Here is a 16,150-nt window from a genome sequence, read left to right as displayed (position 1 = left end):
TGCGTCAGCGACACCCTGTATTGACGCTAGCCTGCCGGGCATAGGCTGTCGACTCGCCACTTATACCGCTCGGTAAGGTTATCTGCTGGCTTGCGAGTGAATGGCTATTAACCATCGGATTTGCGCTTTTAGCCCTGCGTGCGTTCGTACCACTCCTTGCTGGCATTGATTCTGCGCACCAGCCAGAGCATGACCGGTACTTCGATCAGCACGCCGACCACCGTGGCCAGTGCCGCGCCGGAGTTGAAACCGTAGAGCGCGATGGCCACCGCCACCGCCAACTCGAAGAAGTTCGACGCGCCGATCATTGCCGCCGGCCCGGCGATGTCATGGCGCACCTTGAGCTGCCGGCACAGCCAGTAACCGAGCGCGGCGATAAACAGCGTTTGCAGCAGGATCGGCACCGCCAGCATGGCGATGATCAACGGCTGGGCAACGATGGTCTGGCCCTGGAAGGAGAACAGCAGCACCAGAGTGGCCAGCAGGGCAAGGATGGAGAATGGGCCGATTTGCGTAAGCACCGCCTGCAACGCCGCATCACCATGGCGCAGCAGGCGCGCGCGGATAAATTGGGCAATCGCCAGGGGGATGACGATATACATCACCACCGACAGCAGCAGGGTGTCCCACGGCACCGGAATCGACGAAACCCCCAGTAGCAGGGCAACGATAGGGGCGAAAGCGAACACCATCACCAGGTCGTTGATCGCCACTTGGGTCAGGGTGAAATTGGCGTTGCCCCTACACAGGTTGCTCCACACGAACACCATCGCGGTGCAGGGCGCGGCGCCAAGCAGAATCAGCCCGGCCAGATAGCTGTCGAGCTGTTCGGCTGGCAGCCAATCGGCGAACACATGGCGTAGAAACAGCCAGGCCATAAACGCCATGGTGAACGGTTTGATTAGCCAGTTGATGCTTAGCGTCACGCCCAGGCCGGCGCGCTGCTGGTAGACCTCGCCGATGGCGCTGAAGTCGATCTTCATCAGCATGGGAATGATCATCACCCAGATCAGCAGCCCCACCGGGATATTCACCTGAGCAACTTCCAGCGCGCCCACCGCCTGCGCCGCTGTCGGCGCAAACAGGCCGAGCAGGGTGCCGCTGATAATGCAGAGAAATACCCATAGCGTCAGGTAACGCTCGAACAGGCCGAGCGGCGAGGCGACTGGGTGGGCTGCGGATTCGAGTGAGGTGGTCATGCGCAATTCCTTGGATGTGCCGCGAGTCTAGTCAGCTGTGCTGCGCGGGGTATTGATCTGGATCGGCCTGAGTCGAGGTAAATATACGGTTTACAAGATATACGGTTGGCAATATATTCGCCAAATCGTATTTATCGGGCATCACCCCATGAGCCAAAAGATTCGCGTGCTGTTTCTCTGTGTGGCCAATGCTGCCCGCTCGCAAATGGCTGAAGCGCTGCTACGCCATACCGACCCCGAAGGCTATGAGGTTTTTAGCGCCGGCACTTTGCCTGGTGAGGTTGATTCCCGTGCGCGCCAGGCCCTGGAGCAGTTGGGCGTCAGCACGGAAGGCCTGCACAGCAAGGCGCTGGAGAGCTTCGATGGCCAGCAGTTCGATTACGTGATCACCCTGTGCGACAAGTCCGCCTTCGAGTGCAGCACCTTGCCCGGGGCCGGCGAATACATCGCCTGGGATTTCGAGGACCCGGCCAGCAGCCAGCAGCAGAATGCCTACAAGCACTGCCTGCAGCAGATCCACGAGCGCATCAAGATGTTCGTGCTGGTTAAGAGCAAGCCCCAGGCCCCGTCGCAAATGCTTGCGCCGGTCACGCTGTTCAAATGCCTGGCCGATGACACCCGCGCACGCATGACCCAGCTGATTGCTCAGGAAGGCGAGCTGTGCGTCTGTGAGCTGACTGCCGCCCTTGAGGAAAGCCAGCCGAAGATCTCCCGCCATTTAGCCCAGCTGCGCAGCAGCGGCCTGCTCCAGGATCGCCGTGCCGGGCAATGGGTTTACTACCGTCTGCATCCGCAGTTGCCGGCCTGGGTCGGGCAGATCCTGACGCAGGTACTTGAGGCTGCCGACCCGCAATTGGCCGAAGACCGCCTGCGCCTGCACAGCATGCGTGACCGCCCTGATCGCGCCTCGCTGTGCGGCTGAGCCACTGTTATCTGGAGAAAGGCCATGAGCCCCGAACTGCCGAATATCGTCCCTGAGCTGCTGGACATTCCCACGGCGGACACGCTGGTTCAGCCCACCGTCACCCATAAGCCGCGCATCCTGCTGCTGTACGGCTCCAACCGCGCGCGCTCCTATAGCCGCCTGCTGACTGAAGAAGCCGCGCGTCTGCTTGAGCAGTTCGGCGCCGAACCGCGCATCTTCAACCCCAGCGGCCTGCCGCTGCCGGACGACGCCCCCGAAGACCACCCCAAGGTACAAGAGCTGCGTGAGCTGGTGCTGTGGAGCGAGGGCATGGTCTGGTGCTCGCCGGAGCGTCATGGTGCGATGACCGGGGTATTCAAGTCGCAGATCGACTGGATTCCCCTGAGCATGGGCGCGGTACGCCCGACCCAGGGCAAGACCCTGGCGCTGATGCAGGTCAGCGGCGGCTCGCAATCCTTCAATGCGCTGAACCAGATGCGCGTGCTGGGCCGCTGGATGCGCATGTTCACCATCCCCAACCAGTCTTCGGTGGCCAAGGCCTTTCTCGAATTTGACGACGCCGGGCGGATGAAGCCTTCAGCCTATTACGACCGCGTGGTCGACGTGATGGAGGAACTGGTCAAGTTCACCCTGTTGCTGCGCGGCCAGGCGGACTACCTAGTGGACCGTTATTCCGAGCGCAAGGAATCCGCTGAGCAGCTGAGCAAACGGGTCAATCAGGCTTCCATTTAATTCTCAGGATCAACCAGCATGTCCCATCCCTTTGACATTCTCAGCATTCCTAATCGGCCCGGTCGGTTGATTTTCACGCCGTGCCCAGGCACCAAGGACAGCAGCCTCGACAGTGCCTTGAACACCTTGAAGCAGGCCGGTGCGGATGCAGTACTGACCCTGATGCCCTACGCCGAACTGGCGCAGAATGCCGCCAGTGATTTGCCTGCGCTGTGCGCCGCGCAAGGTTTGCTCTGGCTGCATCTGCCCGTGGCCGACGAGCAGGTGCCACTGGCGGATTTCGACGCCGCCTGGCCGGTGGTCATGGCGCAGATTAATGAGCTGCTGGCGGCCAACAAGGCCATCGCCATCCACTGCAAGGGTGGCTCCGGGCGCACCGGGCTGATTGCCGCGCGCATCCTGATCGAGCTGGGCATCGCCCGCAGCGAGGCCATCAGCCTGGTGCAGGCGCTGCGGCCGAAAGCCATCCAGCATCCGGCCCATGCGGGCTGGCTCACCCAGTTCGGCAACTGAGGTGAGCATGCTCAACACCCTAGGCCTGTTCGCCCTGACCGCTCTTGCCGAGATCATCGGCTGTTACCTGCCGTACCTGTGGCTCAAGCAGGGTAAGAGCATTTGGCTGCTGGTGCCGGCAGCTCTATCGCTGGCGCTGTTCGCCTGGCTGCTGACTCTGCATCCGACCGCCGCCGGGCGTGTGTATGCCGCTTACGGTGGGGTGTATGTGGCGATGGCGATTATCTGGCTGTGGCTGGTGGACGGCATTCGCCCGACCCATTGGGACCTGCTGGGCGCGGCGGTGGCCATGCTCGGTATGGCGATCATTATTTTTGCGCCGCGCAATATTTAACCCGTTCAACGAGAGAGTCTGTCCATGGCTATCAAGGTAGGTATCAACGGTTTTGGTCGTATCGGTCGTCTGGCGCTGCGCGCTGCCTGGGGCTGGCCGGAACTGGAGTTTGTGCAGATCAACGACCCGGCTGGCGATGCCGCAACCCACGCCCACCTGCTGAATTTCGACTCGGTGCACGGTCGCTGGCAGCACGAGGCGAGCAGTGAGGGCGAGTGCATCCTGATCGACGGCAAGCGGATCAAGGTCACGGCCAACAAGGCTATCGCCGATACCGACTGGAGCGGCTGCGATCTGGTGATCGAGGCCAGTGGCAAGATGAAAACTGTCGCGGTGCTGCAGGCGTACCTCGACCAAGGCGTAAAGCGCGTGGTGGTCTGCGCGCCAGTAAAAGAGCAGGGCGCGCTGAACATTGTGATGGGCGTCAACCAGCAGCTGTTCGACCCGGCGCAGCACCGCATCGTCACGGCTGCGTCCTGCACCACCAACTGCCTGGCCCCGGTGGTCAAGGTGATCCACGAAAACCTCGGTATCCGCCACGGCTCGATCACCACCATCCACGACCTGACCAACACCCAGAGCATCCTTGATCAGCCGCACAAGGACCTGCGCCGTGCCCGTGCCAGCGGCATGAGCCTCATCCCCACCAGCACCGGTTCGGCCACGGCCATCGCCGAAATCTTCCCCGAGCTGCGCGGCAAGCTCAACGGCCACGCGGTGCGCGTACCATTGGCCAATGCCTCGTTGACTGACTGCGTATTCGAGGTGGAACGCGCCACTTCGGTGGAGGAGGTCAACGCACTGCTTAAGGCCGCCGCCGACGGGCCGCTCAAGGGTATTCTCGGTTACGAGGCGCGGCCGCTGGTGTCCATCGACTACCGCACCGACCCGCGCTCGTCGATTATCGATGCGCTGTCGACCATGGTGGTCAACGGCACCCAGGTGAAGCTCTACGCCTGGTACGACAACGAATGGGGCTATGCCAACCGCGCGGTGGAGTTGGCGCGGATGGTGGGTGCGCAATAACTGCGGCCCTCTCCCCCAACCCCCGCTCTGCGCCCCAGCCCTTCGCAGAACTCAGGGCGCGTTAGCGGGCGAAGCAGTGCTTCGCTTTCCCCGCACCGCCCCGCAAGCGTGAGAGGGGGAGTGTTACGCCTCCCGCTTCATTTCGTGGCTTTCTTTAAGCCGCATGAAGTCCGCTCCCTCGCCCCTTTGGGGAGAGGGTTGGGGAGAGGGGCTAAAGACACCGCGATTGATCAGGAAATCAGCACATGCACGCCTTATCCCGTCTAGCCCCTGAAGTGCGCCAATACCTGCTGGTGACCGGCAACTACTGGGCCTTTACCCTCACCGACGGTGCGTTGCGCATGCTGGTGGTGCTGCATTTTCACAGCCTGGGTTACACGCCGCTGCAGATCGCCGCGCTGTTTCTGTTCTATGAGATTTTCGGTGTGGTCACTAATCTGGTCGGCGGCTATCTGGGCGCGCGGCTGGGCTTGAATCGCACCATGAATATCGGCCTGGGCCTGCAGGTGGCGGCGTTGCTGATGCTCACCGTGCCCGCGGCCTGGATGACCATCCCATGGGTGATGGGCGCGCAGGCGCTGTCTGGTATCGCCAAAGACCTGAACAAGATGAGCGCGAAAAGCTCGATCAAGCTGCTGGTGCCGAACAGTCAGCAGGGCACGCTGTACAAGTGGGTGGCGATCCTGACCGGTTCGAAGAATGCGCTGAAGGGCGTGGGCTTCTTTATGGGCGGCGCGTTGCTGGCGCTGCTCGGCTTTACCGGTGCGATATTGGCCATGGCCGTCGTGCTGGCGCTGATCTGGCTGGCCAGCCTGTTGCTGCTGAAAAAGGACTTGGGCAAGGCGAAAGCCAAGCCGAAGTTTCGCGACATTTTGTCCAAGAGCCGGGCGATCAACATACTGTCAGCCGCACGCTTGTTCTTATTCGGCGCCCGCGATGTGTGGTTTGTGGTGGCGCTGCCGGTGTACCTGTCCAGTGTGTTTGGCTGGGATTTCTGGCTGGTTGGCGGCTTTCTCGCGGCGTGGGTGATTGGCTACGGCATGGTGCAATCGTTCGCTCCGGCCATCACCGGCAAGGCCAGCGGCCAGTTGCCGGATGGCCGCGCGGCATTCGCCTGGGCTGCGGTGCTGGCCGGTTTTCCCGCCGCCATTGCCCTGGGTCTGAGCAGCGATTTGCCGGCGCAGTGGGTCTTGCTCGGCGGGCTGATGGTCTTCGGCGCGCTGTTTGCGGTGAACTCCTCGCTGCACAGCTACCTGATTGTCAGCTACGCCAAGGAAGACGGCGTGTCGCTGGATGTGGGCTTCTATTACATGTCCAACGCCCTCGGCCGGTTGATCGGCACGCTGCTGTCGGGCTGGGTGTATCAGGCCTATGGCCTGGAGGCATGCCTGTGGGTGTCCTCGGTCTTTGTTCTGCTGGCGGCGCTGATCTCCATTGGACTGCCTCGGCACCGCGCGATCAGTCTGAAGGAGTAAAAAGCGCAAGTTTATGCAAGAACGCCAGGCCTGATCAGGCGCAGACTCTCAACCATCTACCGGGAGTCTGTTGATGAACCTGTCGCTCTATCTGTTGACCGTACTGATCTGGGGCACCACCTGGATCGCCCTCAAGCTGCAACTGGGTGAGGTGGCTATTGCTGCTTCCATCGCCTATCGCTTTGCCCTGGCTGCTGCCGTGCTGTTCGCCGTGCTGCTGCTCAGCGGCCGCCTACAGAAACTCGATAAGCGCGGCCAGCTGATCTGCCTGGCGCAGGGGCTGTGTCTGTTCTGTATCAACTTTATGTGTTTCTACACCGCCAGCCAGTGGATCCCTAGCGGCTTGGTGGCGGTGATCTTTTCCACTGCAACGCTGTGGAATGCGATCAATGCGCGGCTGTTCTTCAAACAGCAGATCGCCGCCAATGTACTGGCCGGCGGCGCGCTGGGGCTGGGCGGTCTGGCGCTGTTGTTCTGGCCGGAACTGGCCGGGCAGGAGGCCAGTCGTGAAACCCTGTTGGGCATCGGCCTGGCGCTGATCGGCACCCTGTGTTTCTCCGCGGGCAATATGCTCTCCAGCCTGCAGCAGAAGGCCGGGCTCAAGCCGCTGACCACAAATGCCTGGGGCATGCTGTATGGCGCGTTGATGCTGGTGGCGATCTGTCTGGTCAGCGGCACGCCGTTCGGTTTCGAGTGGAACACCCGTTACGTCGGCACTCTGCTGTACCTGGCGATTCCCGGTTCGGTGATCGGTTTTACCGCCTACCTGACCCTGGTCGGGCGCATGGGCCCGGAACGCGCGGCCTACTGCACTGTGTTGTTCCCGGTGGTGGCGCTGAATATCTCGGTGTTTGCCGAGGGCTACCAGTGGACCGCGCCGGCGCTGTTCGGCCTGCTGCTGGTGATGCTGGGTAACGTGCTGGTGTTTCGTAAGCCCAAGGCGCTACCGGCAACTGTTGCCCTGGCCGCCAAGGGTTAACTCGGCCACTTCCACGCCGGCTCATCGAGCATGCCCTGGCCCTGGATCACGGTTTGTCCCAGCTGCTTTTCCAGGACGATGGCGTTGCACTCGGGGTGTTGCTCCAGGGTGGCGATCAGGCGGTTGGCATGGGATACCACCCAGACCTGGGTGTGCTGCGACGCGGCGATGATCAGCCGGCCGAGGGCTGGCAGCAGGTCGGGGTGCAGGCTGGTCTCCGGCTCATTCAGCACCATTAGCGATGGCGGCCGTGGGGTGAGCAGGGCGGCGACCAGCAGCAGGTAGCGCAGGGTGCCGTCCGACAGTTCGCTGGCCGACAACGGCCGCAGCAGGCCGTCCTGTTGCAGTTCTACGGCGAAACGCCCGCCTTGTTGAAAGTCGATACGCACACGTGCGCCGGGGAAGGCGTCGCTGATGGCTGTATCCAGCGCTGCGGCATCGCCGATTTCACGAATGGTCTGCAACGCCGCTGCCAAGTCGCGGCCGTCGTGGTGCAGCACCGGGGTACGGGTGCCCAGTTGCGGCTGGCGCGCGGGCGCTTCGGCATCGCTGCGAAAGTGATCGTAGAAGCGCCAACGGCGAATATGCTCGCGCAGGTGGGAGACTTCCGGGCAGGCGGGGTCATTGGCTATTTGCTCATACAGGCTGTCGAAGCTTGGCAGGTGCTGGGCTATCACCTGCCAGTTGCGCCCCTCACGCATACGCACCATCGCGCCGGCGCGATCCACTAGCAGTGAGGCGGGGCGATAGCTACCGCCAGCCCAGATGCATTCGTGTTTGATCTCAGGGTCCAAGGAGAAGGCGCTGGGAGTATCGCGGCTCTCGCCGGAGTTGGACTCCGGCAGCCCGAGGGAAATGGCATAGCTGAAATCATCGCTGGCAAAACCCAGACGCAGGCGCCGAGCCTCCTTGCGCGGGCCGCCTTGCACAGGCACCTCGCCGCTGAGCATGCGCCGGCTGAGGGTTTCCGGCCCGGCCCAGAAAGTCGAATCCAGCCCACCTTCGCGTGCCAATGCATTGACCACGCCGCCCTGGGCGGTTTCCGCCAGCAGGCGCAGGGCGCGATAGAGATTCGATTTGCCGCTGCCATTGGCCCCTGTCACCAGATTGAGGCGGCCCAGCGGCAGCACCAGATTGTTGATCGAGCGGTAGTTGGCGACGGCGAGGGTGTGCAGCATGGGTGTCGTCCTGACAGCTAATGAAGGTTTTTTAGCGGCGCGGCGTGCCTAGAACAAGCCGAGTTGCCCGCCGATCAAGGTGGCGAAATCATCCTCAACAAACGGCAGGATGGCATCTGCCACCGGTTGCAGTTGGCGGGTCAGGTAGTGGTCGTAGTCGATTGCGGCGCTTCGCGCTTCCAGCGGTTGCGGGCCGGCGGTGGTGATTACGTAGCTGATCCAGCCGCCGCGCTGGTATTGCAGCGGGCGGCCGTGGGCGGCATTGAACTCGTCAGCCAGGCGTGCGGCGCGCACATGGGGCGGTACGTTGCGTTCGTAATCGGTGAGCAGGCGGCGCAGGCGTTTGCGGTAGACCAGTTGTTCATCCAGCTCGCCGTTCAGGGTGCGCTCGACGTATTCACGCACATAGTCCTGATAGGGTTGGCCGAGAAAGATGCGCTCATACAACTCGCGCTGAAATTGCTGGGCCAGCGGCGACCAGTCGCTGCGCACGGTTTCCAGGCCTTTGTAGACCATCTTGTGGCCACCGTCAGGCTGGGTGATCAGGCCGGCGTAGCGCTTCTTGCTGCCTTCCTCGGTGCCGCGAATGGTCGGCATCAGAAAGCGCCGGTAATGGGTTTCAAACTGCAACTCCAGGGCGCTTTCCAGGCCGTATTCATCGCGTAAGTGATCGCGCCACCAGGCATTGACCTTGGCCACCAGGGCGCGGCCGATCTGTGCGGCGTCCTCTTCAGCATGCGGGCGCTTGAGCCAGACAAAGGTGGAGTCGGTGTCGCCGTAGATCACCGCATAGCCTTCGGTCTCGATCAGCGCGCGGGTGCGGGCCATGATTTCGTGGCCGCGCAGGGTGATGGAGGAGGCCAGGCGCGTGTCGAAAAAACGGCAACCGCTGGAGCCGAGCACGCCGTAGAAGGCGTTCATGATGATCTTCAGCGCCTGCGACAGTGGTGCGTTGTGCTCGCGTTTGGCCGCTTCACGACCCTGCCATACGCGCTCAACTATGGCCGGCAGGCAATGCTGCGTGCGGGAGAAGCACGCGCCGCGAAAACCCGGTATGGAGTGAGCGCTATCCGGCTGGCGCAGGCCCTCGATCAACCCCACCGGGTCAATCAGAAAACTGCGGATAATCGACGGATACAGGCTCTTGTAGTCGAGCACCAGCACCGACTCATACAGCCCCGGCTGCGACTCCATTACAAAGCCGCCGGGGCTGGCTTGCGGCGGGTTATCGCCCAGATTCGGTGCGACAAAACCGCGACGGTGCATCAGTGGCATATACAGGTGCTCGAAGGCCGCCACCGAACCGCCGTTACGGTCGGCGGGCAGGCCGGTGACCGTGGCGCGCTCCAGCAGGAAATCGAGGATCGCGGTTTTGCCGAAGATCCGTGTGACCAGTTCGCAATCGCGCAGGTTGTAGCGCGCCAGAGCCGGTTTGTCCTCACGGAACATGCGGTCGATTTCGTCCATGCGCTGGTAGGGCGTGGCAATATCCTTGCCCTCGCCAAGCAGGGTTTGCGCGACGTTTTCCAGGCTGAACGAGGGAAAGCTCCAGGTCGCCGAACGCAGCGCCTCGATGCCGTCGATGATCAAGCGGCCGGCGGCGTCGGAAAAGAAATGGCCGTTGCCGCTGCCATGCTCACGCCATTGCATCTCGCTGCCATCGCGGCCCAAGCGCAGAGGGATTGCCAGGTTACGTGCGTGTTCGTGCAGCACACGCAGGTCGAACTGCACCAGGTTCCAGCCAATGATCGCGTCCGGGTCATGATCTGCCATCCACTGGTTCAGGCATTCGAGCAGCTCGCCACGGCTGGCGCAGTAGTGCAGCTGGAAATCCACCTGCGGCGGTTGTTCCGGCGTGCGGCCAAGCATATAGACGTTGCGCTGGCCGCAGCCTTCAATGGCGATGGAGTACAGCTCACCAAAGGCATTGGTTTCGATATCCAGCGAGGCCAGCTTGAGCGTCGGGCGGTAACCCTCGCAGGGCTTGATCTGCGCCTCCAGCAGCAGGGCGGGATTGGTCGCATCGGGTGTGCCGGTGAACTGCACGGGGGCGGTGATAAAGCGCTCCATCAGGTAGCGCTCGGGCGGTCGCACATCGGCTTCGTACACGTCCAGGCCAGCGCGGCGCAGCTGTTTGTCGAGGTCCATCAAGGTACGGTGCTGTTGGCAATACAGGCCGAGCACCGGGCGCAGGTGAAAGTCCTTGAGGCCCAGCGGGCGTAGCTCGACGCCGCGCTCGTTGGCCAGCAGCGCTTGCGCCTGCTCGCGTTGCACAGCCGGGATAAAGGCCACCGAGGTTTGCAGCGGCAGACGCAGCAGGCGCGGGCCGTTGTCGGTGGCCAACCAGAACTCCACCTGCGTGCCGGCCGGCGTATCACGCCAGTGGCGAGTCAGCAGAAAGCCCTGTTGTAAGTCCACCGCGTTGCTCTCGGGTCTGTGTTGAGAGGCAATTCTACGCAGGCTTTATCTGTATGCCTATACAGTTATTGTGCGGCTGCCAAGCGGGCACAGACAAATCAGCTATTCCGAGTAAAATGCTCGGCCTGATTGACTGCCCGATAGCGAAACCATGTCCCTGCCCAAGCACCACCTCGAATTGCTGAGCCCCGCGCGTGATACCGCGATTGCCAAGGAAGCCATCCTGCACGGCGCCGATGCCGTGTATATCGGCGGCCCCGGCTTCGGTGCGCGGCACAACGCCAGCAACAGTGTGGCGGACATTGCCGAGCTGGTGCAGTTTGCCCACCTGTTTCATGCGCGGGTGTTCGTCACCCTCAACACCATCCTCCATGAGGATGAGCTGGAACCGGCGCGGCAGATGATCTGGCAGCTCTACGAGGCGGGCATCGATGCGCTGATCGTGCAGGACATGGGCGTGATGGAAATGGACCTGCCGCCCATCGAGATCCACGCCAGTACCCAGTGCGACATCCGCACCCTGGAAAAAGCCCGCTTTCTCGACAACGCCGGCTTCTCCCAGCTGGTGCTGGCCCGCGAGCTGAACTTGGAAGAAATCAGCAACATTTGCCGCAACGTCGATTCGGCGGTGGAGTTCTTTATCCACGGCGCGCTGTGTGTGGCCTTCTCCGGGCAGTGCAACATCTCCCACGCGCAAACCGGCCGTAGCGCTAACCGGGGTGACTGCTCGCAAGCCTGCCGCCTGCCATACACCTTGAAGGACGATCAGGGCCGCGTGGTGGCGTTTGATAAGCACCTGCTGTCGATGAAGGACAACAACCAGACCGACAACCTGATCCATCTGGTCGATGCCGGCGTGCGCTCGTTCAAGATCGAAGGGCGCTACAAAGACATGAGTTACGTGAAGAACATCACCGCGCACTATCGCCGTGAGCTGGATGCGATTCTCGAACAGCGCCCGCTCCTGGCCCGCGCCGCCAGCGGGCGTACCGAGCACTTCTTTACCCCGGACACCGACAAGACCTTCCACCGCGGCAGCACTGATTACTTCGTCACCGACCGCAAGGTGGATATTGGTGCGTTCGACTCGCCGACCTTTACCGGCTTGGCGGTGGGTTATATCGAGAAGGTGAACAAGCGCGACCTGATTGCCGTCACCGATACGCCGCTGTCCAACGGCGATGGCCTGAACGTGCTGATCAAGCGCGAAGTGGTGGGCTTTCGCAGCAACATCTGCGAGCTGAAAGGCAGCTTCACCGAAGACGGCGAAGAAGACGGCGAGAAGCGCTACCGCTACCGCGTCGAGCCTAACGAAATGCCCGAAGCCATGCACCGCGTGCGCCCGCAGCATCCGCTCAACCGCAACCTCGACCATAACTGGCAACAGGCTTTGCAGAAAACATCCGCCGAGCGGCGCATTGCGGTCAGCTGGCAGTTGGCGGTGCAGGGCGATCAGTTGAATGTGAGCGTCACCAGTGAGGAGGGCATCAGCGCTCGCGTTAGCCTGGCCGGGCCGTTCGCCGCCGCCAAGGATGCCGAGCAGGCCCGCGAGCAACTGGCCGATGGCTTGAGCAAGCTGGGCACCACCATCTACTACAGCACTGGTGCGCAGATTGACTGTGAGGCCGTGCCTTTTATCCCAGGCTCGCAACTCAAGGCCCTGCGCCGTGAAGCGATTGAGGCGCTGACTCAGGCCCGCGTCGCCGCTCACCCGCGTGGCGGGCGTAAGCCGGTCAGCGTGCCAGCGCCGGTGTACCCGGAATCGCACCTGACCTTCCTCGCCAACGTCTACAACGACAAGGCGCGCACCTTCTACAAGCGTTACGGCGTGCAACTGATCGATGCGGCGTATGAGGCCCATGAAGAGGCGGGCGATGTGCCGGTGATGATCACCAAGCACTGTCTGCGCTTCTCCTTCAACCTGTGCCCGAAACAGGCCAAGGGCGTGACCGGCGTGCGCACCAAAGTCTCGGACATGCAGCTGATCCATCAGGACGAAGTGCTGACCCTGAAGTTCGATTGCAAGCCGTGCGAGATGCACATCATCGGCAAGATGAAGGGCCATATCCTGCATCAGCCACAACCGGGCAGCGCGCAAAGCAGCGGCGGTGTAGTGGGCTATATCACCCCGGACGATTTGCTGAAGACCATCAAGCGCTGATCGGTTTGCGGCGCACGCTCGCCAGGCAGGGTGTTACGGCGAGCGTTGCGGGGGTGCCCCAGGAGCGCCCTGCTTGCTGCTCTGTGCATAGCGGCGCGGAGGTTGACCCACGTAGCGGCTGAATGCGCTGCTGAAGGTGCTTGCTGAGCTATAGCCGACGCGTTCTGCGACGCTAGTAATGGGTATGTTCTGCTGGCTGAGCAGTTCCTTGGCCATCGCCATTCGCCAGGCCAGCAGGTATTCCATCGGCGGATGCCCCACTGCACGGCTGAACCGCTCAAAAAACGCCGAACGTGACAGCGATGCCTTGCTGGCCAGCTGTGCCACGGTCCAGGGCGCCGCTGGGTTGGCATGCATCTGCCGAATAGCCAGGGCCAGCCGTTCATCCGCGAGCCCGCGCAGTAACCCTGGCGGTGCGTTATTCGATGGCGTAGCGCGCAGCGCCTCAATCAGCAGTATTTCCACTAGCCGCCTGAGCAGCAGCTCGCGACCCGGTTTCATCGTGCTCGACTCTTCGCCGAGCAGACGCACCAGCGTGCTCAGCCGCTCGGCTCCGCGCACATGAACCAAGGCCGGAAGCAATGAGCTGAGCAGTGACTCGTCCGGCGAGCCGAAAATGAAATAGCCGCCGAGCAGGCGCAGATCAGGTGGACCGTCTGCGCGGCCGTGTCGGATTTCGTCTGTTAATCCAAGTTCGGCCTGCGGGTCATGCGCTTCCGCTACCGTGTGTGCACCGCTTGAGAGGGTAAAGCCAGGTGTGGCGGGAAGCAGCACGAAGTCGCCTACCTCCAGTGTCAGAGCTGCCTGGCCGTCAACGACCAGGTGACAACGACCTTCAAGCACGGTGCAGAAGCTGGGTTGGCCAAAGTCGCTATAGCGCACCGCCCAGCTGCCAGCCGCGCTGATCATCCGTGAAACCACGGTCTGTGGCCGGATCAGGGTGATCACTTCTGAGAGTGGATCAGTCATTTTTGGACTTTCGCAAATATAAGACGGACTTTTGGTTGTATTTAGTCCGGATTGTCTTCGCTATCGTACCGGCTCTGCAACTCACCTGGAGATCGATATGAAGACTGTACTCATCACGGGCTGTTCTTCCGGCTATGGCCTCGCCACGGCACGGCACTTTCATGCCCAGGGCTGGAATGTACTGGCCACCATGCGCGTGCCCTGTGCACAGACCCTGCCCGAATCACCACGGCTGCGCGTGCTGCCGCTCGACGTGACCCAGCCGGACAGTATCGCCGCTGTTTTGCAGGCGAGTGGCTCCATCGACGTGTTGGTCAACAATGCAGGTATTGGGCTTTTCGGCGCGTTTGAGGCCACCCCGATGGCGACCGTGCGCGAGGTGTTCGAGACCAACACCTTCGGCATGTTGGCCATGACTCAGGCCGTTCTGCCGCAGTTCCGTGTACGCGGTGCTGGGCGGATCATCAACGTGACTTCCAGTGCCACGCTGGCGCCGATGCCGCTCGTTGCTGCATACACCGCCAGCAAGGCGGCCGTTGAAGGATTCACCGCGTCATTGGCGCATGAGCTTGCTGCGTTTAATGTCGATGTGAAGTTGGTCCAGCCGGGTTATGGCCCGACCACGCGCTTTACCGCCAATAGTGGCGCACGTCTACAGGGGCTGATTCCACCGGCTTATGCGGCGTTCGCTCAACAGGTGTTTGCCCAATTTACACAAACGACCCTGCTGACCCGCGAGATCGACGTGGCCGAGGCCGTATGGCGCGCTGCGCATGACACCTCCGGGCAGCTACGCTTTCCGGCGGGGGCCGATGCGCTGATGCTGGCGCAGGTCTAAACCCGCATCGTTTACAGGGATACGTCAAGCGTTTAGGTCTTTCCCATGGCCAACATGCTCCTCGGTATCGTTAGCCAATAAGCCCAGATAGACCAGAGCCAAAGACCCTCTATCGAAAATGTTAACGGCTGGCAGGTTTAGCCTGTCCAGTCAGGATCACCAGCGCGATGCCGCCGAGTATGGCCATTGAGGCCAGGAGCAGACGCAGGCTGAGCGGTTCGGCGAGCAGCATCACACCGCCCAGCGCAGCGATCACCGGTACGCTGAGTTGCACGCTGGCGGCCGTGGTGGCTTTCAAGGCCGGCAAGGCGCTGTACCAGACGGCATAGCCGAGCCCGGACGCCAGTGCGCCCGAAGCGATGGCGTAGGCGATTCCAGCGGAGTGTTGCAGTGTGAGATCGCCGAGCATGGCGGCGCTGAGGATCAGGGCAATCGGCACCGCCCGGAGGAAGTTGCCGGCGGTGACTTGCAGTGGATCGCCCGCACCTTTGCCGCGCAGCGAGTAGATTCCCCACGCCATGCCCGCACCGAGCATCAGTGCCGAAGCCAGTGGCGGCGGTGCAGAGATACCCGGTAGCAGCAACCCGACCAGCCCGCCAATGGCCAGCAACAGGCCGCCAAGCTGGGGCACTCGCAGGCGTTCGCCACGGTACAGGCCATAACCGATCATGGTGCTTTGCACCGCGCCAAACAGCAGCAGGGCGCCGGTGGCCGTCGACAGTTCGAGGTAAGCGAAGGAAAAGCCGGCGGCGTAGGCAAACAGGGCCAGCGCCGATAACCAGTTGCCTTGGCCCACGGCGCTGCCGGCTCGAATGCGCACAATTAGCCAGAGCACGGCGGCCCCGGCGAGCAGACGAATGCTGGTAAAACTGGCGGCATCAATGCTGCCGTCGGCGAGTGCTGCCCTGCAGAGCAGGGAGTTGGCCGCGAAGGCGATAAGCGCGAGTGTCGTCATGCAGACAAGGCGGGTGGATGACATGGGCGTTCCTGTCGTCAGGCGTTGGGGGCAGTTATGCACTGCGCTTGCCAAAACCCTTGGCGAGAAACAGCCAGGCCATCAGCGGATAACAAAAATAATGCAGGCCAAAGATCAGCAGCCCCATGGGGCTGGGATCATCCTTCCACGCCATCATGGCCAGTAACCCCAGGTAGAGCAGCGCGAGGATGCCGCCATACAGCGCCACCAAGCGGCGACGTTCGCCTTGCAGGGGCGCACGGTGGTTGCGCCAGGAGAACCACAGGGTCATAGCGGCGGCTACCAGGGCGGCGATCAGCACCGTGGTCAACAGCCCGCCGAGTTTGACGAAGGTGCGCAGCAGCAGGTTGAGCACGATAACCGCCAGCACGCCGCCAAGGGCCAGACGGGTGACCGCGACGCTGTTGGGGCTTGGCTCGTGCATCAG

At 62.2% G+C, this 16,150-nt stretch carries 15 protein-coding genes; 9 read left to right on the top strand and 6 right to left on the bottom strand.

Annotation, left to right across the window (positions count from 1 at the left end; all coding sequences use genetic code 11):
• Nucleotides 1-128 precede the first annotated feature (128 nt).
• On the bottom strand, nucleotides 129-1,199 hold the full coding sequence (gene arsB, locus RHP75_RS16340; protein WP_311089125.1) for an ACR3 family arsenite efflux transporter: 1,071 nt from the start codon (nucleotides 1,197-1,199) through the stop codon (nucleotides 129-131).
• A gap of 148 nt (nucleotides 1,200-1,347) precedes the next feature.
• Between arsB and RHP75_RS16335 the strand changes: the two genes are divergently transcribed.
• The 7 genes from RHP75_RS16335 (at nucleotide 1,348) to RHP75_RS16305 (ending at nucleotide 7,183) form a co-directional block, all read left to right on the top strand.
• Nucleotides 1,348-2,121: a metalloregulator ArsR/SmtB family transcription factor gene (locus tag RHP75_RS16335; protein WP_311089124.1), complete on the top strand. Its 774-nt coding sequence runs from the start codon at nucleotides 1,348-1,350 to the stop codon at nucleotides 2,119-2,121.
• A 24-nt stretch (nucleotides 2,122-2,145) separates the two neighbouring features.
• The gene (arsH, locus tag RHP75_RS16330) at nucleotides 2,146-2,856 is read left to right on the top strand and encodes an arsenical resistance protein ArsH (protein WP_311089123.1); all 711 of its coding nucleotides are present in this window, start codon (nucleotides 2,146-2,148) and stop codon (nucleotides 2,854-2,856) included.
• Between the two features lie 18 nt (nucleotides 2,857-2,874).
• The gene (locus RHP75_RS16325; protein ID WP_311089122.1) at nucleotides 2,875-3,369 is read left to right on the top strand and encodes a cyclin-dependent kinase inhibitor 3 family protein; all 495 of its coding nucleotides are present in this window, start codon (nucleotides 2,875-2,877) and stop codon (nucleotides 3,367-3,369) included.
• Nucleotides 3,370-3,376: 7 nt separating this feature from the next.
• Complete coding sequence (locus RHP75_RS16320) at nucleotides 3,377-3,703, top strand: YnfA family protein (protein ID WP_409079665.1); 327 nt, start codon at nucleotides 3,377-3,379, stop codon at nucleotides 3,701-3,703.
• Between the two features lie 24 nt (nucleotides 3,704-3,727).
• On the top strand, nucleotides 3,728-4,729 hold the full coding sequence (locus RHP75_RS16315; protein ID WP_311089119.1) for an ArsJ-associated glyceraldehyde-3-phosphate dehydrogenase: 1,002 nt from the start codon (nucleotides 3,728-3,730) through the stop codon (nucleotides 4,727-4,729).
• Nucleotides 4,730-4,974: 245 nt separating this feature from the next.
• A complete protein-coding gene (arsJ, locus tag RHP75_RS16310) occupies nucleotides 4,975-6,204 on the top strand; it encodes an organoarsenical effux MFS transporter ArsJ (RefSeq protein WP_311089118.1) in 1,230 nt (409 codons plus the stop codon).
• A 73-nt stretch (nucleotides 6,205-6,277) separates the two neighbouring features.
• Entirely contained in the window at nucleotides 6,278-7,183 is a 906-nt protein-coding gene (locus RHP75_RS16305) for a DMT family transporter (RefSeq protein ID WP_311089117.1), read from the top strand.
• Here RHP75_RS16305 and RHP75_RS16300 read toward each other — a convergent pair.
• Together RHP75_RS16300 and RHP75_RS16295 are read right to left on the bottom strand one after the other, a co-directional pair.
• On the bottom strand, nucleotides 7,180-8,361 hold the full coding sequence (locus RHP75_RS16300) for an AAA family ATPase (RefSeq protein WP_311089116.1): 1,182 nt from the start codon (nucleotides 8,359-8,361) through the stop codon (nucleotides 7,180-7,182). The genes RHP75_RS16305 and RHP75_RS16300 overlap by 4 nt on opposite strands.
• 48 nt (nucleotides 8,362-8,409) lie before the next feature.
• Complete coding sequence (locus RHP75_RS16295; protein ID WP_311089115.1) at nucleotides 8,410-10,779, bottom strand: DNA polymerase II; 2,370 nt, start codon at nucleotides 10,777-10,779, stop codon at nucleotides 8,410-8,412.
• A gap of 151 nt (nucleotides 10,780-10,930) precedes the next feature.
• Here RHP75_RS16295 and RHP75_RS16290 point away from each other — a divergent pair, with 151 nt between their 5' ends.
• Nucleotides 10,931-12,940, top strand: a complete 2,010-nt coding sequence (locus RHP75_RS16290) for a U32 family peptidase (RefSeq protein ID WP_311089114.1) — start codon at nucleotides 10,931-10,933, stop codon at nucleotides 12,938-12,940.
• A 33-nt stretch (nucleotides 12,941-12,973) separates the two neighbouring features.
• Here RHP75_RS16290 and RHP75_RS16285 read toward each other — a convergent pair whose 3' ends face one another.
• The gene (locus RHP75_RS16285; protein WP_311089113.1) at nucleotides 12,974-13,909 is read right to left on the bottom strand and encodes an AraC family transcriptional regulator; all 936 of its coding nucleotides are present in this window, start codon (nucleotides 13,907-13,909) and stop codon (nucleotides 12,974-12,976) included.
• 97 nt (nucleotides 13,910-14,006) lie between these two features.
• Between RHP75_RS16285 and RHP75_RS16280 the strand changes: the two genes are divergently transcribed.
• Nucleotides 14,007-14,747 carry an SDR family oxidoreductase gene (locus RHP75_RS16280; RefSeq protein ID WP_311089112.1) on the top strand — a complete coding sequence of 247 codons (741 nt, stop codon included), beginning with the start codon at nucleotides 14,007-14,009 and terminating at the stop codon, nucleotides 14,745-14,747.
• A 121-nt stretch (nucleotides 14,748-14,868) separates the two neighbouring features.
• On the opposite strand, the gene RHP75_RS16275 is transcribed toward RHP75_RS16280, so the two are convergent.
• Together RHP75_RS16275 and RHP75_RS16270 are read right to left on the bottom strand one after the other, a co-directional pair.
• Entirely contained in the window at nucleotides 14,869-15,726 is an 858-nt protein-coding gene (locus tag RHP75_RS16275; RefSeq protein ID WP_311089111.1) for a DMT family transporter, read from the bottom strand.
• Nucleotides 15,727-15,757: 31 nt separating this feature from the next.
• The gene (locus tag RHP75_RS16270; protein WP_311089110.1) at nucleotides 15,758-16,147 is read right to left on the bottom strand and encodes a hypothetical protein; all 390 of its coding nucleotides are present in this window, start codon (nucleotides 16,145-16,147) and stop codon (nucleotides 15,758-15,760) included.
• Nucleotides 16,148-16,150 lie beyond the last annotated feature (3 nt).

The sequence above is a fragment of the Pseudomonas sp. SG20056 genome (assembly GCF_031764535.1).
GTDB lineage: Bacteria > Pseudomonadota > Gammaproteobacteria > Pseudomonadales > Pseudomonadaceae > Aquipseudomonas.
Note: the sequence above shows the minus strand (reverse complement) of the source record. Positions and strands in the feature narration are given on the sequence as shown.